This is a genomic window from Akkermansia sp. NBRC 115031 (assembly GCF_030268505.1).
Classification (GTDB): domain Bacteria; phylum Verrucomicrobiota; class Verrucomicrobiia; order Verrucomicrobiales; family Akkermansiaceae; genus Akkermansia; species Akkermansia massiliensis.
Genome location: NZ_BSQU01000012.1, coordinates 17,571 through 37,690, shown reverse-complemented (window position 1 = coordinate 37,690; position 20,120 = coordinate 17,571). Strand labels below are relative to the sequence as shown.

At 62.1% G+C, this 20,120-nt stretch carries 18 protein-coding genes and 1 riboswitch; of the genes, 10 read left to right on the top strand and 8 right to left on the bottom strand.

From position 1 onward, the window contains the following. Positions 1-103: 103 nt before the first annotated feature. From QSJ36_RS12715 to QSJ36_RS12685, 7 genes are all read right to left on the bottom strand, one after another. Positions 104-679, bottom strand: a complete 576-nt coding sequence (locus QSJ36_RS12715) for a DapH/DapD/GlmU-related protein (RefSeq protein ID WP_285468791.1) — start codon at positions 677-679, stop codon at positions 104-106. Between the two features lie 94 nt (positions 680-773). Next, a complete protein-coding gene (locus QSJ36_RS12710) occupies positions 774-2,387 on the bottom strand; it encodes a tetratricopeptide repeat protein (protein ID WP_285468790.1) in 1,614 nt (537 codons plus the stop codon). A 13-nt stretch (positions 2,388-2,400) separates the two neighbouring features. After that, positions 2,401-4,158, bottom strand: a complete 1,758-nt coding sequence (gene argS / locus QSJ36_RS12705; protein WP_285468789.1) for an arginine--tRNA ligase — start codon at positions 4,156-4,158, stop codon at positions 2,401-2,403. Positions 4,159-4,297: 139 nt separating this feature from the next. After that, entirely contained in the window at positions 4,298-4,858 is a 561-nt protein-coding gene (locus QSJ36_RS12700) for a four helix bundle suffix domain-containing protein (RefSeq protein WP_285468788.1), read from the bottom strand. A gap of 175 nt (positions 4,859-5,033) precedes the next feature. Continuing rightward, positions 5,034-5,177 (bottom strand): hypothetical protein, encoded by a 144-nt coding sequence (locus QSJ36_RS12695; RefSeq protein WP_022397401.1) that lies wholly within the window; start codon positions 5,175-5,177, stop codon positions 5,034-5,036. Positions 5,178-5,350: 173 nt separating this feature from the next. Continuing rightward, on the bottom strand, positions 5,351-5,875 hold the full coding sequence (locus QSJ36_RS12690; protein WP_285468787.1) for a hypothetical protein: 525 nt from the start codon (positions 5,873-5,875) through the stop codon (positions 5,351-5,353). A gap of 109 nt (positions 5,876-5,984) precedes the next feature. Then, a complete protein-coding gene (locus QSJ36_RS12685) occupies positions 5,985-6,839 on the bottom strand; it encodes a hypothetical protein (protein WP_102721496.1) in 855 nt (284 codons plus the stop codon). Positions 6,840-7,032: 193 nt separating this feature from the next. Between QSJ36_RS12685 and QSJ36_RS12680 the strand changes: the two genes are divergently transcribed. Continuing rightward, on the top strand, positions 7,033-7,533 hold the full coding sequence (locus tag QSJ36_RS12680; RefSeq protein ID WP_102721495.1) for an N-acetyltransferase: 501 nt from the start codon (positions 7,033-7,035) through the stop codon (positions 7,531-7,533). A 164-nt stretch (positions 7,534-7,697) separates the two neighbouring features. Continuing rightward, a complete protein-coding gene (locus QSJ36_RS12675; protein ID WP_285468786.1) occupies positions 7,698-8,711 on the top strand; it encodes a TlpA disulfide reductase family protein in 1,014 nt (337 codons plus the stop codon). A 42-nt stretch (positions 8,712-8,753) separates the two neighbouring features. Here the strand turns inward: QSJ36_RS12675 and QSJ36_RS12670 are convergent, their stop codons facing one another. Further along, a complete protein-coding gene (locus tag QSJ36_RS12670) occupies positions 8,754-9,113 on the bottom strand; it encodes a TfoX/Sxy family protein (protein WP_285468785.1) in 360 nt (119 codons plus the stop codon). Between the two features lie 293 nt (positions 9,114-9,406). Further along, positions 9,407-9,612: riboswitch (cobalamin riboswitch) on the top strand. Positions 9,613-9,621: 9 nt separating this feature from the next. Here QSJ36_RS12670 and QSJ36_RS12665 point away from each other — a divergent pair. The 8 genes from QSJ36_RS12665 to QSJ36_RS12630 are packed head-to-tail and all read left to right on the top strand — an operon-like array spanning position 9,622 to position 20,099. Continuing rightward, entirely contained in the window at positions 9,622-10,587 is a 966-nt protein-coding gene (locus QSJ36_RS12665) for a sirohydrochlorin cobaltochelatase (protein WP_285468784.1), read from the top strand. A gap of 1 nt (position 10,588) precedes the next feature. Next, entirely contained in the window at positions 10,589-11,296 is a 708-nt protein-coding gene (gene cobI, locus QSJ36_RS12660; RefSeq protein ID WP_215443784.1) for a precorrin-2 C(20)-methyltransferase, read from the top strand. Then, on the top strand, positions 11,293-12,531 hold the full coding sequence (locus QSJ36_RS12655; protein WP_285468783.1) for a hypothetical protein: 1,239 nt from the start codon (positions 11,293-11,295) through the stop codon (positions 12,529-12,531). Before cobI ends, QSJ36_RS12655 begins: the two co-directional genes overlap by 4 nt. A 6-nt stretch (positions 12,532-12,537) precedes the next feature. Then, the gene (locus QSJ36_RS12650) at positions 12,538-13,200 is read left to right on the top strand and encodes a precorrin-8X methylmutase (protein ID WP_285468782.1); all 663 of its coding nucleotides are present in this window, start codon (positions 12,538-12,540) and stop codon (positions 13,198-13,200) included. A gap of 33 nt (positions 13,201-13,233) precedes the next feature. Further along, positions 13,234-14,352, top strand: coding sequence for a cobalt-precorrin-5B (C(1))-methyltransferase CbiD (cbiD, locus tag QSJ36_RS12645; protein ID WP_215443779.1), 1,119 nt, complete (start codon positions 13,234-13,236; stop codon positions 14,350-14,352). Then, positions 14,340-15,557, top strand: coding sequence for a precorrin-6Y C5,15-methyltransferase (decarboxylating) subunit CbiT (cbiT, locus tag QSJ36_RS12640; RefSeq protein ID WP_285468781.1), 1,218 nt, complete (start codon positions 14,340-14,342; stop codon positions 15,555-15,557). The genes cbiD and cbiT overlap by 13 nt, the downstream gene beginning before the upstream one ends. After that, positions 15,554-18,172, top strand: a complete 2,619-nt coding sequence (gene cobM / locus QSJ36_RS12635) for a precorrin-4 C(11)-methyltransferase (RefSeq protein ID WP_285468780.1) — start codon at positions 15,554-15,556, stop codon at positions 18,170-18,172. The genes cbiT and cobM overlap by 4 nt, the downstream gene beginning before the upstream one ends. 43 nt (positions 18,173-18,215) lie before the next feature. Then, on the top strand, positions 18,216-20,099 hold the full coding sequence (locus QSJ36_RS12630; protein WP_285468779.1) for a cobyrinate a,c-diamide synthase: 1,884 nt from the start codon (positions 18,216-18,218) through the stop codon (positions 20,097-20,099). Positions 20,100-20,120: the final 21 nt, after the last annotated feature.

Here is a 20,120-nt window from a genome sequence, read left to right as displayed (position 1 = left end):
CTTACCGATAATATCTAATGCGTCTTTGATAGTAGGCATATCCAATTACCTCCTTCGGTGGTACTGTTTCTTACTATTATTATACGCTATTTCTCGTCAAAAATCAACCATTTGTTGTGACAGAGCCAATATTTTTAATGAATGCTGCGGGGTTCCCGCCTACCAGGGTATGCGGACCGACATCCTTCGTTACGACGGAGCCGGCGCCTACGACAGCCCCTTCACCCACCGTGACGCCGGGACAGAGAACCGCCCTGGAACAGATCCACGCCCCTTTTTTTATCACTACAGGCTTATTTTTCAAGATGAACAAGTTGCCGGCATCATGATTGGACGTCAGTATGGAGACCTGCGGCCCGATCAGCACGTCATCTTCTATCGTGACGCTTCCCGCGGCCATCACGTCCAGGCCTTCATTGATGAATACGCGCTCGCCCACCGAGACGCAGTGTCCGCGGTCAATCTGGAAGGGGGGAGAGATGTTGGAGGATTCCGGGAACCTGCCCTCAAAGAGTTCATTCACGAGTGCCCGCACTTCCCCGTCAAACGGTGGGAGCGAATTGATTTTCTGGCAAAGCGTGCGGCTTCTCACCGTTTCCGGCCACAGTATTTCCTTGAATTCCCTGGATTCCCGGGTGTTGATCGGTTCTCCGTTTTTCAGTCTTTCGTAAATATCCATGTTGTTCGCCTTTCCAAAGCTTTTATTCATCCCAGTCCCTTTCCCGTCTAGTCTCCAGTCCGTTCCATGAGAAACGGCAGGATGGCAGGATGGATTATTTTCCGGCGGCGCGGGCTTGTTTCAACGTGTCCAGCACTCCGGCATGGTTCGGGAAGCGTTTGAGCGCCTGTTCGCACATGTCCGCGCATTCCCGGTATTTCCCGGCCTTCAGATAGGCGCGGGCCAGCTTCCATTCCGCGGGGTACGGCACCACGGGGGGCAGCAGCAGGGAGGAGAAGCGCTGGCTCCCGATGGCCTCGGACATCCAGACGCTGGCGGAGTCCGGGAACATGAGGGAGCGGATTTCAGAGGAATACAGGCTTCCCATCTGGAGGCAGCGAGCCCAGTAGGAGACGCTCATCTGCCGCCGGGCGGCGTCCGCGCCTTCCATGAGCAGGCGCAGAACGCCGGACAGTTTGTCAAAGGCGGACGCCACGGCGCCCGGCCTGCCCTGCCTGGCAGAGTAACAGGCGCCCATGTATTGGGTGACCACTGCCGCCATGCCGTTGCTCAAATCCGGAAATCCCTTGGGCAGCGGTCCCGGAGAAGCCTTGAGCACAAGAGCCTGCGCGGGCAGGTCAGGCCGGGCCAGCATCAGGCGCGCGGGCAGTGTCCTGGCCTCCCATATTTGCAGGAGGGTGCCGGGGGCCAGCGGATGCTTTTTGTCCAGGGGAACGGAAGCGGCGCGGGCGGCGACGGCGTTCGCCTGCCTGTAATGTCCGGCGCAGAATTCAGAAACGGCCCGGTAAAGGATGGAGCGGAACCAGGCGTCATCCAGCGCGGGGGGAACGTTTTCCGCCTTTTCCCAGGCCAGGCACAGGTTTTCAGAGTCCTTGAAGGCGGCGCATGCCCCTTCATAGTCTCCCGTGCGGAACAGGCAATGGCCCAGCAGATGATGGGCGGACGCGGAGAAGGGGTTGGCGGCCACGGCCTTGCGGGCAGTTTCCACCGTTTCCGGGGAAATGACGGGAGCCACTTCCTCCAGCAGAGCGCGCATGAACAGGGCGGCCTGGGAGCCGGGGCGTTCTTTCAGGACGGCGTCCACCACGCGGACGGCCTCTTTCTGCCCCTCTCCGGGGTTGCCGTGCCCGTCAAAGCCGTCCCGCAGGAGCATGGCGTAAAAGAGGGGTGCGTAAGGGTCGCGCTTCCAGGTGGAGCAGATGGTTTTCCACGCTTCCTGCGCCTTTACGGGGCCGTTCATCAGCAGCACGGCCAGGGCGTCCGCATAAGCGCGTTCCTGTTCCGGACAGTCCGGACGCAGCGCCAGCTCCTTCATGCGCTTCATGGAATGGACGCGCTGGTCCTGAAAAGCGGGTCCGGCGCCCATCAGGCTCATGCACCTGCCCCAGTGGGCCATGAGGCAGTCCGGGTCCAGCCGGAGCGCGGCGTCAAATTTCCGGAAAGCACGCATGTCCCCGAAGGTGAGCAGATGCGTCATTCCTTCCAGCACCAGCATTTGCGCGGCAGGAGAGGAGGAGCCCACCATCATCGGCTCCACGCCGGGCGGCAGCACGGCAGGCTGTGCCGGAACGCCGGCGCGGAAGACAGCCTCCCGCCAGCCGTTCAGGGACGGGCTGCTCATCCAGTACCCGTGTTCCCCGCCCCCAGCAGCGGAACAGAATCCCGCCATGGCGGCGGCCAGCAGGACATGGCGGAAAGAGGCGTTCATAAGGAAGAAACGGTTACATTCTGTCCGGAAGCTGGATGCCCAGCAGGCCCAGCCCGTGCTTGAGGGTGCGGGCCGTCAGCTCGCACAGGGCCAGGCGGGAGTGCCGCACAGCCCCTTCCGATTTCAGGACCGGGCACGCCTCATAGAAGGAGTGGAAGGCCCGGGCCAGGTCAAAGAGGTAGGCGGCCAGCACGTTCGGGCGGCAGTCGTCCAGAACCTGCGGCACCACTTCCCCGTACCGGGCCAGGAGCCGCGCCAGATGCATTTCCGCATCTTCTGAAAGCTGAATGGGGGCGGACCAGTCCAGCGGGCTGCCGTCCAGCTTGCGGAAGATGGAACGGACGCGCACATAGGAGTTCTGGAGGTACGGGGCCGTGTCCCCCTGGAGGGCCAGCATTTTGTCCCAGTTGAAGACGTAATCCGTCATTCGGTTCTGGGAGAGCTCCGCAAATTTTACGGCTCCTATGCCCACGACTTCCGCCACGCGCTTTTTTTCCTCCTCCGGCATGTCCGGGCTCTTTTCCTCCACCACGCGGGCGGCGCGTTCAATGGCTTCATCCAGCACGTCCTGGAGGGAGACGGTATCCCCGGAGCGGGTTTTAAAAGGCTTGCGGTCGTCCCCCAGGATGGAGCCGAAGGCGATGTGGCGGTAGTCCCCGTCCATGCCGCGGCGGCGCTGCGTGGAGAAAATCTGCCGGAAATGCAGGGCCTGGGGGGAGCCCACCACGTACCAGATGGAATCCGCCCCCCACGTCCTGATGCGGTGGTCCAGCGTCGCGAGGTCCGTGGTGGCGTACAGGAAGCCGCCGTCCGCCTTGCGGATGATGCAGGGGTTGGCGCGCCATTCCCCCTTGTCCTGCACCAGGAAGGGGTCTTCATTGGGCGGCACGGAGCCGTCGGAAAACACGCAGATGGCGCCGTCGCTCTCACGGGCCATTCCGGCGGCGATCATGCCGTCCACCAGCGGGGCCAGGGCGTCATTGTAAAAGCTTTCCCCCAGCCAGTAGTCAAAGTGGATGTCAAGCTGGCCGTAGATTTTGGAAAGGCCGGATTTGGAGACTTCCACGCAGCGCTTCCAGATCGCCAGGTTTTCCCCGTCCCCGGCCTGGAGCTTCACCAGCTCCGCCTTGCAGGTGTCCAGCAGCTCCGGCTTTTCCTTGCACATCAGGTTCACGTCCTTGTACACCCGCAGCAGTTCGTCAATGGGGTTGGCGGCCAGGGCCTGTTCGTCCAAGATGTTCTTCCAGCCCCACAGGATCATGCCGAACTGGGTGCCCCAATCCCCGATGTGGTTGTCCGTAATCACGTTGTGCCCCACAAAGCGGGCCACGCGGGAGAGGGCGTCCCCGATGATGGTGGAACGGATGTGGCCCACGTGCATCGGCTTGGCGACGTTGGGCGCGGAAAAGTCAATGACGATGGTTTTGGGGTCCTGCACCTTCTCCACCCCCAGACGGTCGTCCGCCAGCATGGCCAGCAGGCGCGCGGCGTAAAATTCCGGCTTGATGCGGAAGTTGATGAACCCGGGTCCGGCGATTTCCAGGGAACAGACGCCGTCCTGCCCCATCCGGTCCACCACCTGCTGGGCCAGAGCGCGGGGATTCGTGCGGCACCGCTTGGCAAGCACCATGGCGGCGTTGCTCTGATAGTCCCCGAACCGCAAATCCGCGGACGGCGTCACACTGGCGCAAAAATCAGCGGGAAGCTCCTCCCCCAACACCGCTTTCAACGCGGCGGACAACTTTTCTTCAAGAATTCCGGGTATGGTCATGTCTGCCCAGATGAACGGACATTCCAACGCCGTAGTCAAGGCGCAACTGTCATGAAGACATATCTTTTGACCCGCAACCCAGCCCGGAAATTGCCCGGGAGGACCATTGGGACGAATGAGACCGGTGAGACAATTGCTTTTACGAGCTTCCCGACTTTCTCCTCTGCTTCCGCAGCCGGGTCATTCTCTCCCTTAAGCCTCCCTCCTGCAAAAACCGTTCTTCCAGTACATTCAATTGTTTTTTCAAGAGAAAAGCGGCCTGATGAATCAGACAAACCGCCATATTCGCGAACACTTCATCGTTTCTGGAATGAGCCAGATTAAAAAACCATTCCGAATGGTCATGCCGCAGGGAGGCCTTCCGCATCAACAGAGATTCGGGAGAATCCTTATCCCATAGCCTCAACCCGCGCGTACGCAAATAATCTTCATAGTCCAGCAGAAGCTCTTCCAAGCTGGCCCGGGCTACATTGGTCAGCTTGATTTCCGTTTCACGGGAAGTGACGGAAGCCATGCTCCCCTCCGCAATATTCTGCTTGCCGGAACGCGCCGCCTGCACCATCTGGTCAGTAGTACGCGCATCACGACTCAAGTAGCGTCTGCAGAAAGCTACCGTCAAATCGTAAATGATTTGGGCCTTGCGGAATGAAAGAAGCCGTCTGTAGCCGCCTCCCTTAGGCAGTAAACGCCCGTCATCCATCTGTCCTCCCTTCCCTCTCCGTCCCAAAGGACCCAGCCGTCCCCATCGTCCCATTCACGCGCTTCATCGTTTTATGGTACGATGAAAAAAGGGAGACTCAATTTTTTCTCCCCGTCCCTCCCCGCGAACCGGGCGGCCAGCGCCCGAATCCGCCTTTTCCGTCAGCGGGCCTTTCCTAGAAGGACCGCATTCTGGAAGCCTTCAGCCATGCTTCCAGTTTCCTGGAGGCCTTTACCTCTTTTTCCCGTTTCTTTTCCGGCACGGACTTTCCGGAGAAAGCCTTCGCCAGAACCAATGCCAGTTTTCTTTTCATTTTCATTCTATTTTTCTATAGGGTTTGCTCCACCGGGAGCGGAGGAATTCAGGAAGAGTCCCTGCCGTCTCCCTTCGGGGAACGCCGCCTACTTACTGTATACAGTAAGTTTAGTCCATTAGAAAAAAACGATTCCTTGTCATACTTGATACAATAAGGAAGAGAAAGCCCGCAGGCCGTTAATCAAGAGACTTTTCCAGCAGGTCCGCATCCTTGGCCGCAGAGGGGTCAAAGGGGCGGCCTATCTTTTTCATCTCCATTTCCACCCGCCGGTGTGACGATTCGCCCTCCATCATGACGTCCAGGGAGCGTTTCAGGGAGGCCAGATTGGAGGTGTACAGCTTCTGCCGCGCCGCCGAACGGGAGGCCAGCACGCCCTGCCGGTCAAACAGGGCCAGCACCGTATAAACGTCTCCGTTTTTCCCTCCGGCAATCAGGCCGACGCCAAAGAGGGGAATATTGCCCAGGAAGTCGTTTTTAGCCTTGCGGTAGCGGTAGGTCCACAAGACGCCGTTTTTCATGGTCACCACGTCGGAGGGCTGGCCCAGCGCGTCGTAAACGTCCGCCTTGGAGGATTTTCCCGGCGCCAGCCTGCCGTATACTTCCGGGGACGCCACGGATTTGTTGCCGTATGTGACGGAACAGGCGGCCAGGGCCAGGCAAAGGGCTCCCAGGAAGGGCAAGAGGACATAACGCATCTGCATGGAGGAAAGGTACGTGGCCCGGATTCCAAGTCAATCCCGCAGCCCATCATTTCCCGTGGATGCACCGGAAAGGCCGCCCCGGGAAGACGCTCCCGCCCGGAGGCCACCCCTACTTCTCGCCGAAGTCATATTTCTCCGTCTTCCACAGGAACATGCGCCGGTACAGGTGGTATTCCGTCACGCAGAGGACGGGCATGCCGATGATTCCGATGAACGGCAGCAGGCGGAACAGATGGCGGCACAGGAAGAGCACCACCATCAGGAAGCTTTCCCTGAATACGGTCATGTACAGGGAATACGGGTTGATGAGCGTCCTCTTGTACAGGGAGGAGGCCAGCAGCGGCCCCAGGATGGGAATGATGCCCAGCACGACCACGGCCGCAAAGGTCCAGCCCCTGCGGCGCCCAACATACGCATCATACTGGTCCACGGATTGTTCCCCCTGGAGCACCGCCTTTCCGCAGGCGGGGCAGCGCTGGTTCAGCGTAGGCTCATGGAGCGGCTGGCCGCAGTAGAAGCACCGCCGGTAGCTGCGGAGGACTTCCTCATGCCTTTTCCATCCGGTGGACGGAATCACGGTGCGCAGCCTGGAATAGCCAATCCAGTTCAGGGCGCGGGGTTTGGGATTGGGCGTGCCGCACTTGGGGCAGTGCAGGCCGCACGGGTACATCATGGTGCCGCATTTGGAGCAGAAAATGCGGTGGTCGTATTCCCGGCGGCGGCAAAAAAGGTAGTAGGCCCCCAGGGCCAGCCCGCCCAGGAGGCCCAGCGCGATCACCACCCACGGATACAGCAGGGAGTAGGCCACCAGGTATTCCGTCCAGGAGTGGTCGGACTGGTGCATGAGGGATTCCGGGCCGATGGGGTTCTGCGCCACGTCCGGAAGGCCGCTCACGTATTTTTCACCCATGTCCCTCAGCGGCCCCGCGGGGAGCCATTGTTGTATGGGAATGGGTTCTCTCATGATTTGGCATGCATGCAGGGTTCACAATACAGACAGGATTTCCCCCCGGTTTCCGTCAAAAAAGCCTGTGTCATCCAGCATACGGCGTCCCCGGCGGAATAGGGAGGGGAAAGTGGGCCATGGACGGAAAATTCCGCCGGGAACGTGGAAGAGGCCCTTTTCATCCGGGGCTTTTCCGTGTAATATTCCCGCCATGCCAACACTCCGCCAAGCCGCCAAGGACGACATCATGCTGATTCATGAACTGGCCCTCCAGGCTTTTCCGGCCACTTACCGGGACCTCCTTTCCCAGGAGCAGATGGATTTCATGATGGACTGGATGTATTCCCCCGCCAATCTGGAGAAGCAGATGGAGGAAGGGCACGTGTATTTCATCGCCTCCCACCAGGGGGAGGACTGCGGCTACCTGTCCGTCCAGCCGGAAGGCCCCGGCGTCTTCCACTTGCAGAAAATTTATGTTCTGCCCGGCTTCCAGGGGCTGCACATCGGCAGCTACCTGTTCCGCCAGGCCGTCAGCTACATCAGGAGCATCCACCCGGAACCGTGCCTGATGCGCCTGAACGTGAACCGCTATAATACCCGGGCGGTGGAGTTTTACCGGCGCATGGGGATGCGGGAACTGGAACGCGGGGATTTCCACATCGGCCACGGTTATTACATGACGGATTACATCATGGGGCTGGATATTGCCTGAAGCGTTTTTCCCACGGGAACGGGCCGCCGGGCTTCCCCGGACCGGAAGTGCGCAGCCCGTCGAAACAGAACAGGCGGGACAGCCGAGGAAACAACCGGAGAAGGCAGCGCGGGGCGCGAGCTTCCTTCTTGACACTCAATGCGGGATTCTGCATCATCCATCCTATGAAAACCTTTACTGCCCTCATTTTGTCCGGCTCCATTGCCGCCATGACGGCCCCGGCTTTCCTCCACGCGGCGGACAACGGGAACGGCGCCAAAGTCACCTACCCATCCTTTGACGAAGGCAGCCACCTCCACGGGCCGAGAATCAAGGCTTCCGACCTGAAGGGGAAGGTGGTGTTTTTTGAATACTGGGGCATCAACTGCCCGCCCTGCATCGCCAGCATGCCGCATTTGCAGGAATTGCAGGACAAATTCCAGTCCAAGGGTTTCACCGTGGTTGGCAGCCACCGCCAGGGGCTGGCCCCCAGGGTGAAGCAGTTCCTGGAGGAAAAGAAGATTACCTTCCCCGTCTATCAGGGGCTGGATATTCCGGCGGCCTCCTGCCCGGGCGGCCTGCCGCATGCGGTGCTGATCGGGGCCAACGGAAAGGTGGTGGCCAAGGGGCATCCCACCCAGCTTTACGACCTGGTGAAAAAGGAGGTGATGAAGGTGGAACGCGGCCTTCCCATCCTGGAAGGCGTGGAGCTGGACAAGTACAAGTCCCTGGCCAAGACAGTCGTTTCCAACGGCAGCAACATCGAGTCCAAGATCACGCCCCTGCGGAAGAAAACGGACGACGAGGAGGCCCAGGCCGTCTGCGCCGCTTTTGACGAATGGCTGGGAGACGCCAAGGACATGGTGCAGGCCCAGATCCAGTCCAACCCGCTGGAAGCGGTGACGGCCATCACGCGCCTCAAGACGGCGGTCCCCTCCGTCAAGGAGTTCGACGAACCGCTGGCGACTCTGAAGGCGAACAAGGACCTGCCGAAGCTGGCCGACCTCAACAAGAAGATTTCCGCCCTGGAACAGCGGAAGGCGAAAGGCCGCAAGGTTTCGGAATCCGACCTTAAGTCCCTGGCGCAGGCCGTGGACAAATTCGCGGAGTCCGACAATGAAGCCACGCAGACCGTTGCGGGCAATCTGAAAAAGAGCCTTTCTTCCCTGGCTGTGCCAGAGGCTCCGGAAGATAAATAAGCCTTTCAGCCGAACGGCATTTCATCCGGAACAAACAGGCGTTTACGGACGCCTGTTTCTTTTTTCTCCGGAAGCTTTTTTCTTCTTTCCGGATAAGACATCCGGAGCGGAGAGAACGGAACAGGTTGCCCGGACAAAGGAGGAGAGAGCCCGGTCATCATCCAGTTCCGTCATCAGGAAATGCGGCCTGGCGCCGGGATAGGGACTGCCCTGCTCCTGCTGCGGAAGCAGCTTCAGGCCCGGCTCCGTGATTTTGACAAATAATTGGTTGTCACATACCAGGCCGAAATATTTCCGGTCACAGTACAGGCCGTATTCCCCAAACATTTTTTTGAAGGAAATCTCCCCGGCATGCCGGAGCTGGAAACAGATATATTCTACAACATCCGGGGAAGAAGCCATGCTCCATGCTCTCATACCTGCCCCGCCTTCTGCAAGCAGCAAACTCCGGCCTGCGGCCCACCGGATTGGAAAGCCCCGGCACGGTACGGAATGGGCCGCTTCCTCCCTCTCTTTTCCGCCGGGATTTCTGCACCCCGGAATGCCCCGTCTTCCACCGCTTCCGCATCCGGAACCCTGCATTTTTTCCAAAAGCAGGCGCAGGAACGGCCAAAAGGCGGTTTTTACCCGTCCACGCACATTTTTTCCCAGTCTCCGGAAATTCGGCGGCGTTCTAATAAACATTGACAGTGACGGCTAAAAACGCCATTAAACACGCCGAAGCAACGGGGAATTCCGTGAGAACCGGAAACAGTCGCGCTGCGGTATCGGGTTACAAACCCTCAAGGAACGCTTTTCCGCCAGCGTTCCGGTCAGCCAGTCCTCCCATTCCGGAGGGTGAAGGCGAGGGGGAGGTTGGAGACCCGGAGTCCGAATATCCTTGCTTCGGTTCACCATACCTCATCAACGCATGATTGAAGCATCCTCTTACGTGCCGGGGGCATTCCTGCCCCTTTCCTCCGTTTTTCTTGCAGGACTCACCCTGTTTTCCCTGCCCGTGCTTTCCGCCGCCCCATGCAGGGAGGAAGCGTCCCCCGCCCCGGCGGAACAGGCGGCGCCGTCACGGCAGGAAGGGCTTCTTCTCGTGGCCTTCGGGACCAGCCACCAGGACGCTACCGTCTCCTACAAGGAGCTGGAGAAGGACATGCTGGCCCATTATGCCCCGGACCGCCTGAAGTGGAGCTACACTTCAAGCATTATCCGCAAGAAGCTTGCCGGACGCGGAACCCCCGTTCCCTCCGTGGAGGAAAATCTGGAACAGATGGCCCGCAAAGGCATACGCACATTGCGCGTCCAGTCCCTTCACATCGCCCCCGGCGAGGAGTTTTCCCGGATGGAGAGGCAGATCGTCAGTTTCCTGGCGCGCCATCCGGACAGCTTTGACCACGTGTTCATCGGCCGCCCCCTGCTGGAAAGCGAACGGGACAGGAACGAGGCCATCACGGCCCTTCTGGAGCATTTCCCCGCGGAACGGAAGAAGGATGAAGCCATCCTGCTCATGGGGCACGGCCAGCAGGAAGGACGCTGCGACATGGTGCTTTCCGACTTCGCCCGCGAGCTGAACGACCGAGACAGCCTGGCGTTTTTCGCCACCGTGGAAGGAACGCGGGGGGTGGCCCCCATTCTGGAACAGCTTAAAAAGTCCGGCGCCAAGACCGTCTGGCTGGCCCCCTTCATGCTGGTGGCCGGAGACCACGCCAAGAACGACCTGGGCGGGGATGAGGAGGATTCCTGGGCTTCCATGCTCAGGAAGGAGGGCTTCACCGTCAAGACCCACCTGCGTGGGCTGGGGGAAAACCCGGGCATCCGCGCCGTTTTTTCCCGCCATGCCCGGACCACGGAGGACGACCTCATGACCCCCAAACAAGCGCATTGACATGGCCAGCCCTGGAAAGTTCTACGGGGTGGGCATCGGCCCCGGAAATCCGGAATACCTCACGCTCAAGGCCGTCAACGTCTTCCGCTCCGTGGACGTGGTGTTTACGGTGACCGGACCCAACAGCGATTTCAGCATTTCCGAAGCGGTGGTGCGTTCCGTGGGCGGCGTGAAGGCAGAGTTCCGCAAGCTGGTTTTCAGCATGTCCCGCGACGCGAGAACCAGGCAGGAGCAGATTGAAAAGAATACGGCCATTATTGAGGGAGTTCTTTCCCGCGGCCTGGACTGCGCCTTTGCCACGCTGGGAGACGCCATGACCTACAGCACCTTCGGCTATATTCTGAGCCTCCTGCTCAGCCGGAATCCCGGCCTGCACGCGGAAGTGGTGCCGGGCGTCACCTCCTTCTGCACCCTGGCGGCCCGCAGCCGCCAAATACTGGTGGAAAACGGGGAACGGCTCCGGGTCATTCCCGCCTTCAAGCCGGAGATGGCGGATTCCCTGGAGTTCCCGCCCGGAACCACCACCGTTCTCATGAAGACCTACCGCAGCCGCGCGCGCCTGATGGAGCGCATCCGGCGGGAAAAGGACATCCGCGTCATTTACGGGGAAAGGCTCGGCATGCCCGACGAGTTTATTACGGACGACATCCACGTCATTGACGCAAGGCCGGAAGAATACCTTTCCCTGATGTTCGTCAAGAAGGCATGAACGGCACCAGGCACTCCCGCACCTATCCCTGGCGCCGGCCCCTCCGCTGGCTCTGGCTGGCGCTGGCCCTGGCAGCCTCCGGAGTCATGGTGGTCCACATGCCCGCCGGCATGGGCGCCGGGGGATCGGGAAAAGCCCGCACAGCCATGAAGCCTGCCGGGGAATCCACCCGGGAAACGCAGGCGGGAGGGGAAAAGACGGAAGCCGCCGCTTCCAGCCCTGCCCCGCCGCCCAAAAAGAGCCATCATTCCCGGAACACCCAGGTTCCGGAGACAGGCGCGGGAAAAATTCTGGCGCGCCTTCCCCAGATTGGCAGCCTGATCGGCCTGGTGGCCGTGGCGGCCTTCATCGGCGGCATTGCTGAAATCTTCCGCTGGCATCTTGCCCTGGGCAAGCTGTTCGGCGGACTGGCCCGCTGGGCCCACCTGCCGGAAATCATCAGCCTGTCCATCCCCACGGCGCTTTATTCCAATGCCGCCGCCAACGGCATGCTGGTGAGCAGCCACGCAGAAGGCAAAATTACTCATTCCAACCTAATTGCGGGCGGCATGGTGAACAGCTACCTTTCCTACGTCTCCCACTCCCTGCGGGTGGCGTATCCGGTCATCGGCGCGGTGGGGCTGCCCGCCATCTGCTACTTCGGGTGGCAGATGGGCTTCGGCTTCCTGTTCATAGCGGCCGTGCTGTTCCTCCACCGCAGGAAGAGCCCCGCCGCCGTGCCGGATTCCGGGAATGCCGGTGCCGTGGCCGCCGCGGGACACGCCTCCCCGGAATGGCGCACATCCCTACGCCAGACGTGCCTGCGGGTGCTGGCGCTTGTTTTCCGGATGCTCTGCCTGACGGTTCCCCTGATGATCGGCGTGGAGTGGCTGATGAAAAACGGCCTGTTTTCCTGGTGGGAGGAACATGTGCCGGACTGGGTGAACCGCATTTTTCCCGCAGAGCTCATGAGCATCGTCGCCGCGCAGATGGGCGGCCTGGTCCAGGCCGCAGGGGTGGCCGCCAACCTCCGCAGCCACGGCATGGTCACCTCCTCCCAGATTCTGCTGGCCATGCTGGTAGCCAGCGCCATCGGCAACCCCATCCGCGCCCTGCGGCGCAACCTTCCCTCCGCCATGGGCATCTTCCCCACGCGGGACGCCCTGACCATCGTGGTGGTCATGCAGCTTTCCCGCATGATCGGGGCCATCCTTCTGATTGCCCTGACGGGACTTTTCATCCACTATACCCACTGACTTCTCATGACCTCTGAATTTAACATCCGCTGGGACATGCCCCCCGCCGCCATTGAGGCGGAGAGCTTTGCCGCCATTGAACGAGAGTTCCACGGCTGGGAAGAGCTGCCGCCTGCCGAATGGAAGGTCATGCGGCGGCTCATCCACACCACGGCGGACCTTTCCATCGGCGAGGGGCTGGCATTCCGCCATGATCCCATTCCCTCCGCCCTGGAGGCGCTCCACAGGCACTGCCCCATCTTTTGCGATTCCAACATGATCCGCGCCGGACTTTCCGTGGAACGGCTGAGGCGCGCCCATCCCGGCTACGCACGGGAGGACATCCACTGCCATATTTCCGATGCCGACATTGCGGAACAGGCCAAATCCACAGGCAGGACACGCGCCATCTGCGCCGCGGAAAAAGCGCGCCCCATCCTGGACGGAGCCATCGTCCTCATCGGGAACGCTCCCCTTTCCCTGGCCCGCATCGCCCGGTACGCGCTGGAGGAAGGCATCAGGCCCGCCCTGATCGTAGGCATGCCGGTGGGCTTCGTCAACGTCGTGGAATCCAAGCTGCTGGCCGGAACGTGCCCTGTCCCGCAGATTGTCCTGGACGGGCGGCGCGGCGGGAGCGCCCTGGCCGTGACCACCCTGCACGCCATTCTGGAAAACCTGCCCGCCTCCTAAGTTTTCCGCATTCCAAAAAGCCGTCCCCCATCCATGTCCGCCCCCCTCCGCCAGCCGCTCCGGAAAGGATTTTCCACAGGAGCCAATGCCGCCGCCGCCATCACGGCCGCATGGAAAACGCTGAACGGGGAAGAAATCAACGGACCGCTTCCCCTGCTTTTCCCGGACGGGGAGACGAGAACGCTTCCGCTGGCAGACTGCGCGCCGGGGTTCGCCCGCATCGTCAAGGACGGCGGGGACGACCCGGACTGCACCCATGGAGCCGTGCTGGAAGCGCGCGTAAGCGCAGCCGTGCCGGAGCAGGCCGCCCGGGAAGATTATCTCCTGCCCATTGGCCGGGCCCTCCTCATCCTGCGCTCCGGCGGAGGCATAGGCCTGTGCACGCTGCCGGGCCTGGACTGCGAGCAGCACAAATGGGCCATCAACCACGGACCGCGGCGCATGATTGCAGACAACCTGGCACGCGCCGGCATGCGGGAAGGGTGCTGGCTGGCGGAAATCTCCGTGCGGGACGGGGAAAAGCTCGCCGGGAAAACGCTCAATCCCCTGCTTGGCGTGGTGGGGGGCATCTCCATTCTGGGCACCAGCGGCATCGTTCGCCCGTACAGCCATGAAGCCTACATCGCCACCATCCGCATCTGCGTGCGCTCTACCCGGCTTTCCGGCTTCAGGAAGGCCGTGTTCTGCACCGGGGGGCGCACCGCCGCGCTGGCGAAGACCCTTCTGCCGGAATACCCCTCCATTTCCTTCATCTGCATTGGGGATTTCATTGCGGAAAGCCTTCAGAGCGCAGGTGAACAGGGCATGACGGAAGCCGTAGTGGCCTGCATGCCGGGCAAGCTCTGCAAGTACGCCGCCGGATTTGCCAACACCCACGCCCACAAGGTGGCCCAGGACATGCCGCTCTTTCTCCGCACGGCGGAACGCCATGCGCCGCTTTCCGGGGAAGCGCGCCGGGGCATCCTGGCCTGTTCTTCCGTCCGCCAGGCGCTCGCCCTGACGCCGGAAGAGGCCCACCTTTCCATTTACCGCGACCTCGCCGCGGAAGCGCAGCGCCAGTTCCAGCGCCACGTGCCCGGCCTTCCCGTCCGTTTCCTGATTTCCGGCTTTTCCGGCAACCTCCTTCTCGACATACCTCCATGCCACCCCTGACTGTTTTTTCCTGCGGCACAGGTCCGCTTCAACCGTCCCCGGCCCTGCTTGGCAAACTGGCAGAGGCACAGAGCATTTACGCCTCCTCCGCCCTGCTGGAAGCCTGTCCCCCTTCCGACGCCCGGCGCATCCCCATCGGCAAAAACGCGCGGGAACAGGCGCGGGAAGCCCTGGAAGAAGCACGGCACGGCAACAACGTGGTGGTGCTGGCCTCCGGAGACGCCCTGTTCCACGGCATGGGCGGCACGCTCCAATCCCTGGCTTGTGACGGAGACCGGCTGGAATTCGTCCCCGCCCCCACGTCCTTCCAGGCCCTGTTCCACCGCCTGGGCATGGCGTGGGACCGCGCACGCTGCTTCAGCGCGCACAGCACGGAATATATTCCGTGGGGGGAAATTCTGGCCCAGCCGCTCGCCGTCATCTACGGTGGCCATCCCTTCACCGCCTGCCGCCTGGCCGCGGCGGCCATGGAGTTCCATCCGTCAGCGGCGGGGCGTTCCGCCGTGGCGGCCCAATGCCTGGGAATGGCTGACGAGCGCATTCTGCAAGGAACCCTGGCAGAACTGGCCCGGGAGGAATGCGCCCCCACCTCCATGCTCCTGCTGCTGCCGGACGAACGTTCCGGAGCCGCCCCCATTCTGCCGCTGGGACTGCCGGCGGATTTTTATGAAAAGGAGAACAACCTGATTACCGCGGAGGAAGTGCGCGCCGTCATCCTGTCCAAGCTGCGCCTCCCTGCCTGGGGCGTGCTGTGGGACGTGGGAGCCGGAAGCGGCTCCATCGGCCTGGAAGCCGCCGCCCTGCGCCCCGGGCTTTCCGTGTACGGGCTGGAACGGCAGGCGTCCCGCCTGGAACTGATCCGCCGGAACTGCCGGAAGCTGGGGTGCGTGAATTACGCCTGCATGCAGGGAGAAGCGCCGGAAGCCCTGGCTGCCCTGCCCGCACCCGACCGCGTTTTCCTGGGAGGCGGGGGCGCCGCCCTTGAATCCATCCTCCAGGCGTGTTTTGACGCCCTGAACCCCAGCGGCCTTTTGGTAGCCTCCGCCGTGACCACGGAAAGCGAGCACCTGCTTTACGGCTGGAACGCCGCCGCCCGCACGGGCATGTTCTCCCTGGACATAGCCTCCGAATTTCCCATTGCCGGAACCTACCACCACCTGCGGCACGGCAACCGCATCACCCTTTTCACCTATTCCCGCGCATGAATACCGCCCGTTTTCCCATCCACTTCATAGGAGCCGGCCCCGGAGCCGAAGACCTGATTACAGAACGAGGCGCCGCCCTCCTGAAGGAGGCGGACGTGGTCGTCTACGCCGGCTCCCTGGTCAATCCGGGGCACCTCAAACGCTGCCGCCCGGAAGCGGAACTTCATGACAGCGCCAAAATGAACCTGGAGGAACAGGTGGAGGTCATGGCCCGCGGGGTGCTGGAAGGAAAGAAGGTGGTGCGCCTCCACACGGGGGACCCGTCCATGTACGGAGCCATCGCGGAGCAATTCGACCTGCTTGACAAGAAGGGCATTGAATCCATCGTGGTGCCGGGAGTCAGCAGCGTTTTTGCCGCCGCCGCGGTCCTGCGCACAGAACTGACCTATCCCGGAATTGCCCAGAGCCTGGTACTGACGCGTACCCCGGGCAGAACGCCCATGCCCTCCGGGGAAGCCTGCGAGGCCTTTGCCAAGACGGGCGCCACGCTGGCGTTCTTCCTCAGCGCGGGGAAGCTGGATGAACTGGCCGCACGGCTCATCTCCGCCGGTAAATCCCCCGATACGGCGGCGGCAGTGGTGTACCGCGCCACCTGGCCGGATGAAAAGATCATCCGCGGCACGCTGTCCACCATTGCGGCGGAAACGGCACGCGCGGGCATCGGCAGGCAGGCCCTCATCCTGGTGGGTGACGCCATCGGCGCGCACGACTGCGGGCAGTCCCTGCTCTATCACGGCCAATTCAGCCACGGCTACCGTAATGAGAAGGAAGACGAACGGTTCAACGGAAGCTGCGCCTTTTACGCCTTCACGGCCAAGGGCGCCCGGAAGGCGGCGGAAATATCCCAGTCCCTGGGAAAAACCGCTATTTACTCCGTAGGCAGGAATGGGAAGGAAGAAGGCGTGAACCGGGTGAAGCCGGAAGATTTTGACCAGCTTCTGGCCCGGCAGTGGAACCAGTTTGACGCCCACGTCTTTGTGGGGGCCACGGGCATCGCCGTCAGGAAAACCGCACCCCTGCTCCGGGACAAGGCCACGGACCCGGCGGTGGTCTCCTGCTCTGAATCCGGCTCCCACCTCATTCCCCTGCTCTCCGGGCACCTGGGCGGCGGCAACCGCCTGGCGCGCAGGCTGGCCCGCATCAGCGGAGGGGAAGCCGTCATCACCACCGCCACGGATACGCGGGGAATGACCGCCTTTGACGAAGCGGCGGCCAGGGAACAAGCCCGCGTTCTCAATCCGGACGCCATTAAAACCCTGAACGCCGCCCTGCTGGCCGGAGACGACATCCTCTTCCACGGTCCGCAGGAGATTTACGAACGGTACTGGAAGGAATGCCCCCAGGTCATTCCGGCGGAAACGGGCGGCAAGGATACCACGGGAACGCCGGATATTCCCGCCGTGTACTGGGACATGGCTCCGCCGGAAACCGGGGGGAAAGAGTCTGCACTGACCATCCGGTCCGCCTCCTTCGTGCTCGGAATAGGCTGTAAAAAAGGGACGGACCCCGGCCTGTTGAAACAAAGCGCGGAGGAATTCCTGCACCGGGAGGGAATCTCCCGCACCCGGTTGAAAGCCCTGGCCTCCTGCACCCTGAAGGAGCAGGAGCCGGCCATCCTGGCCCTGGCTGAACAATGGGGAGTGCCGTTCCAGGTTTTTACGCCCGCACAGCTTGACAGAGTGGAAATCCCCACGCCGTCAGACGCCGTCTTTGAAAAAACGGGCACGCACTCCGTTTCCGAAGCCTCCGCCATCCTGGCCTCCGGAGGAATTCTGAAGACACCCAAAACCGTTTGCAACGGAAGCATCACGCTGGCTCTGGCGGCGTGCCCGCACGGCAGCCGGGACACGGAACGCCAGGGAACGGGAAATGTCATCGTCATCGGGCTGGGGTCCGGAGCGCCGGGCCAGCTCACGCCGGAAGCGGCGGCGGCCATCGACCGGTGCGGCTGCATTGCCGGCTACACCAAGTACCTGGATTTCATCCGGGAACGCATTCACGGGAAAAAAATGATCCAGACCGGAATGATGGGGGAAGTGCCACGCTGCATGGCCGCGCTGGAAGCGGCGCTGGCGGGAGAAAACGTCTGCATGGTCTGTTCCGGGGATCCCGGCATCCTGGCCATGGCGGGGCTGCTCTATGAACTGCGGAAGGAAAATGAACGCTTTTCCACCGTCGGCATTGACGTGCTGCCGGGAATTACGGCGGCCAATATCTCCGCCTCCGCCCTGGGGGCGCCCCTCCAGAACGGCTTCTGCCTGCTGAGCCTGTCCGATCTTCTGGTGCCTGCGGAGGAGATCAGGGCCAACCTGGAACAAGGCGCCGGGACGGCCCTCCCGGTGGTGCTTTACAACCCCGCCGGGCGCAAGCGCCGCCACCTGCTGGAGGAGGCCCTGAATATCTTCCGGAACAAACGCGGCGGCCAAACCCTGTGCGCCTACGTGAAGCACGCCGGACGCCCCGCCCAGCAGAAATGGGTGGGCACGCTGGACGAATTCCCGCTGGAGGACGTGGACATGTCCACGCTGGTGCTCCTGGGAGGCCCCCGGACCATCAGGGACGGAGACGTGCTCTTTGAACGGAGGGGCTACGCCGACAAGTACGGCATATCCTGACCTGATCCGGAAAGACAGCATCCGCAGAATTTGCCTGTTTCCCATGAATAAGCCTTTTCACGCCTTCTGCATTGCCTCCACCCAGTCCGGCGGCGGCAAAACCACGGTATCCCTCGCCCTGATGGCGGCGCTCTCCGCCCGGAGATTACGCGTGCAGGCCTTCAAGTGCGGCCCGGACTACATTGACCCCTCCTTCCACCGGCAAGCGACGGGATTGCCTTCCTTCAATCTGGATACGTGGATGATGGGGAAAAACGGGGTGCGGTCCCAATGGGCGCGGCACGCCTCCTGTGCGGACATCGCCATTTGCGAGGGGGTCATGGGCCTCTTTGACGCCCGGACGCCTGAAAGCCTGGAAGGAAGCACGGCGGACTGCGCCCTCACGCTCGGCCTGCCCGTCCTGCTGGTGGTTCAGGCGCGCGGCATGGCGGGCTCCATTGCCGCCGTCGTCCGCGGTTTTTCCCAGCACCATCCCGGCCTGAACGTCGCGGGAGTCATTGCCAACGGCGTGGGGAGCGCCACGCACGCGGACCTTCTGCGCCGGGCGCTGGCCCATCACGGCATGCCGCCGCTGGTGGCTGCGCTGCCCAGAAACGCGGAATGGGCACTCCCGGAACGGCAGCTGGGCCTGGTTCCCGCAGAAGAGGAAGCACGGCAGCAATCCTGGTTCCGCCGGCTGGCGGAAGCGGTGGAAAAGCACGTCAACTGGGAACTGCTGATGGACATCACGGAAACTCCCCGCCCCGCTCCCCTGAAGGCCTCCGTTCCGTCCGCCCATTCCCGCGGGCGCCTGGCCGTGGCACGGGACAACGCCTTCTGCTTTTACTATGAGGACAACCTGGAACGGCTGAGGCAGGCAGGCTGGGAAATCACCTGCTTTTCTCCGCTGGAAGACACCGCCCTGCCGGAAGGAACCAGGGCCCTTTACCTGGGAGGCGGCTATCCGGAAACCTTCGCGGGCCGCCTGGAACGCAATGAGGCCATGCGGAACGCCATCCTGGAATTTGCCCGGAACGGCGGAGAAATTTTTGCCGAATGCGGCGGGTACATGTACCTGTGCAGGGAACTGACGCTTCCGGACGGGACAAGCAGGAACATGTGCGGAGTTATTGACGGGACAGCGCGGATGGGGGAAAAACTCCGTTCCCTGGGGTACCGGGAAGCCGTGATGGAAACGGAAGCTCCGTTCGGCCAGCATTTCACCCGCATCCGCGGCCATGAGTTCCACTGGTCCTCCATTAAACTGAACCGCCCCTACCCGCCCCTTTACACGGTCAGGGGCAAGGATGGAAGCCTGAGCGCGGAAGGCGTGGCGAACGGCAACGTGAAGGCCGGCTACATCCACCTGTACTGGGGACAGGAAAACCGTGACCAGCCGCAACCGCCCCAGCCGCGGCAGGGACGCGTCATCCTGCTCAACGGGGCCTCCAGCGCGGGGAAAAGCACGCTGGCCCGGACCCTGCACCGCCTCATGGAGGAGGATTCCATGATTTTTTCCATGGACGACTACCTGGCCATGAGCCGGGGAAGGCATGAAAACGCCCTGGATGCCGTCAGGGAAACCGGACTCCCCTTCATCGAGTCCTTCCACGCCGCCATTGCGGAGGCCGCGCGGAAAGGCGCCCTGGTCATTGTGGACCATGTCATTGGAGAATCCGCCCGCTGGATCCGGGACCTGCTGAACCGCCTGAGCGGCATTCCCTGCGCCCTCATCAAGGTGGACTGCCGGGAGGACATTCTGCTGGAACGCGAGCGGAACCGTACCGACCGGACTCCGGACCCGGCCCATGCGGAGCGTCAGCACGGAAGCATTCACCAGCACTTTCCGCATGACTTCTCCATAGACACATCGGAAGCCACGCCCCGGGAATGCGCCCTGGAGCTCATGGGCCAGCTACCGCGGGAATTCAGGGTGACGCAGGAATGAAGAGCGGGAATTCCGACGGCG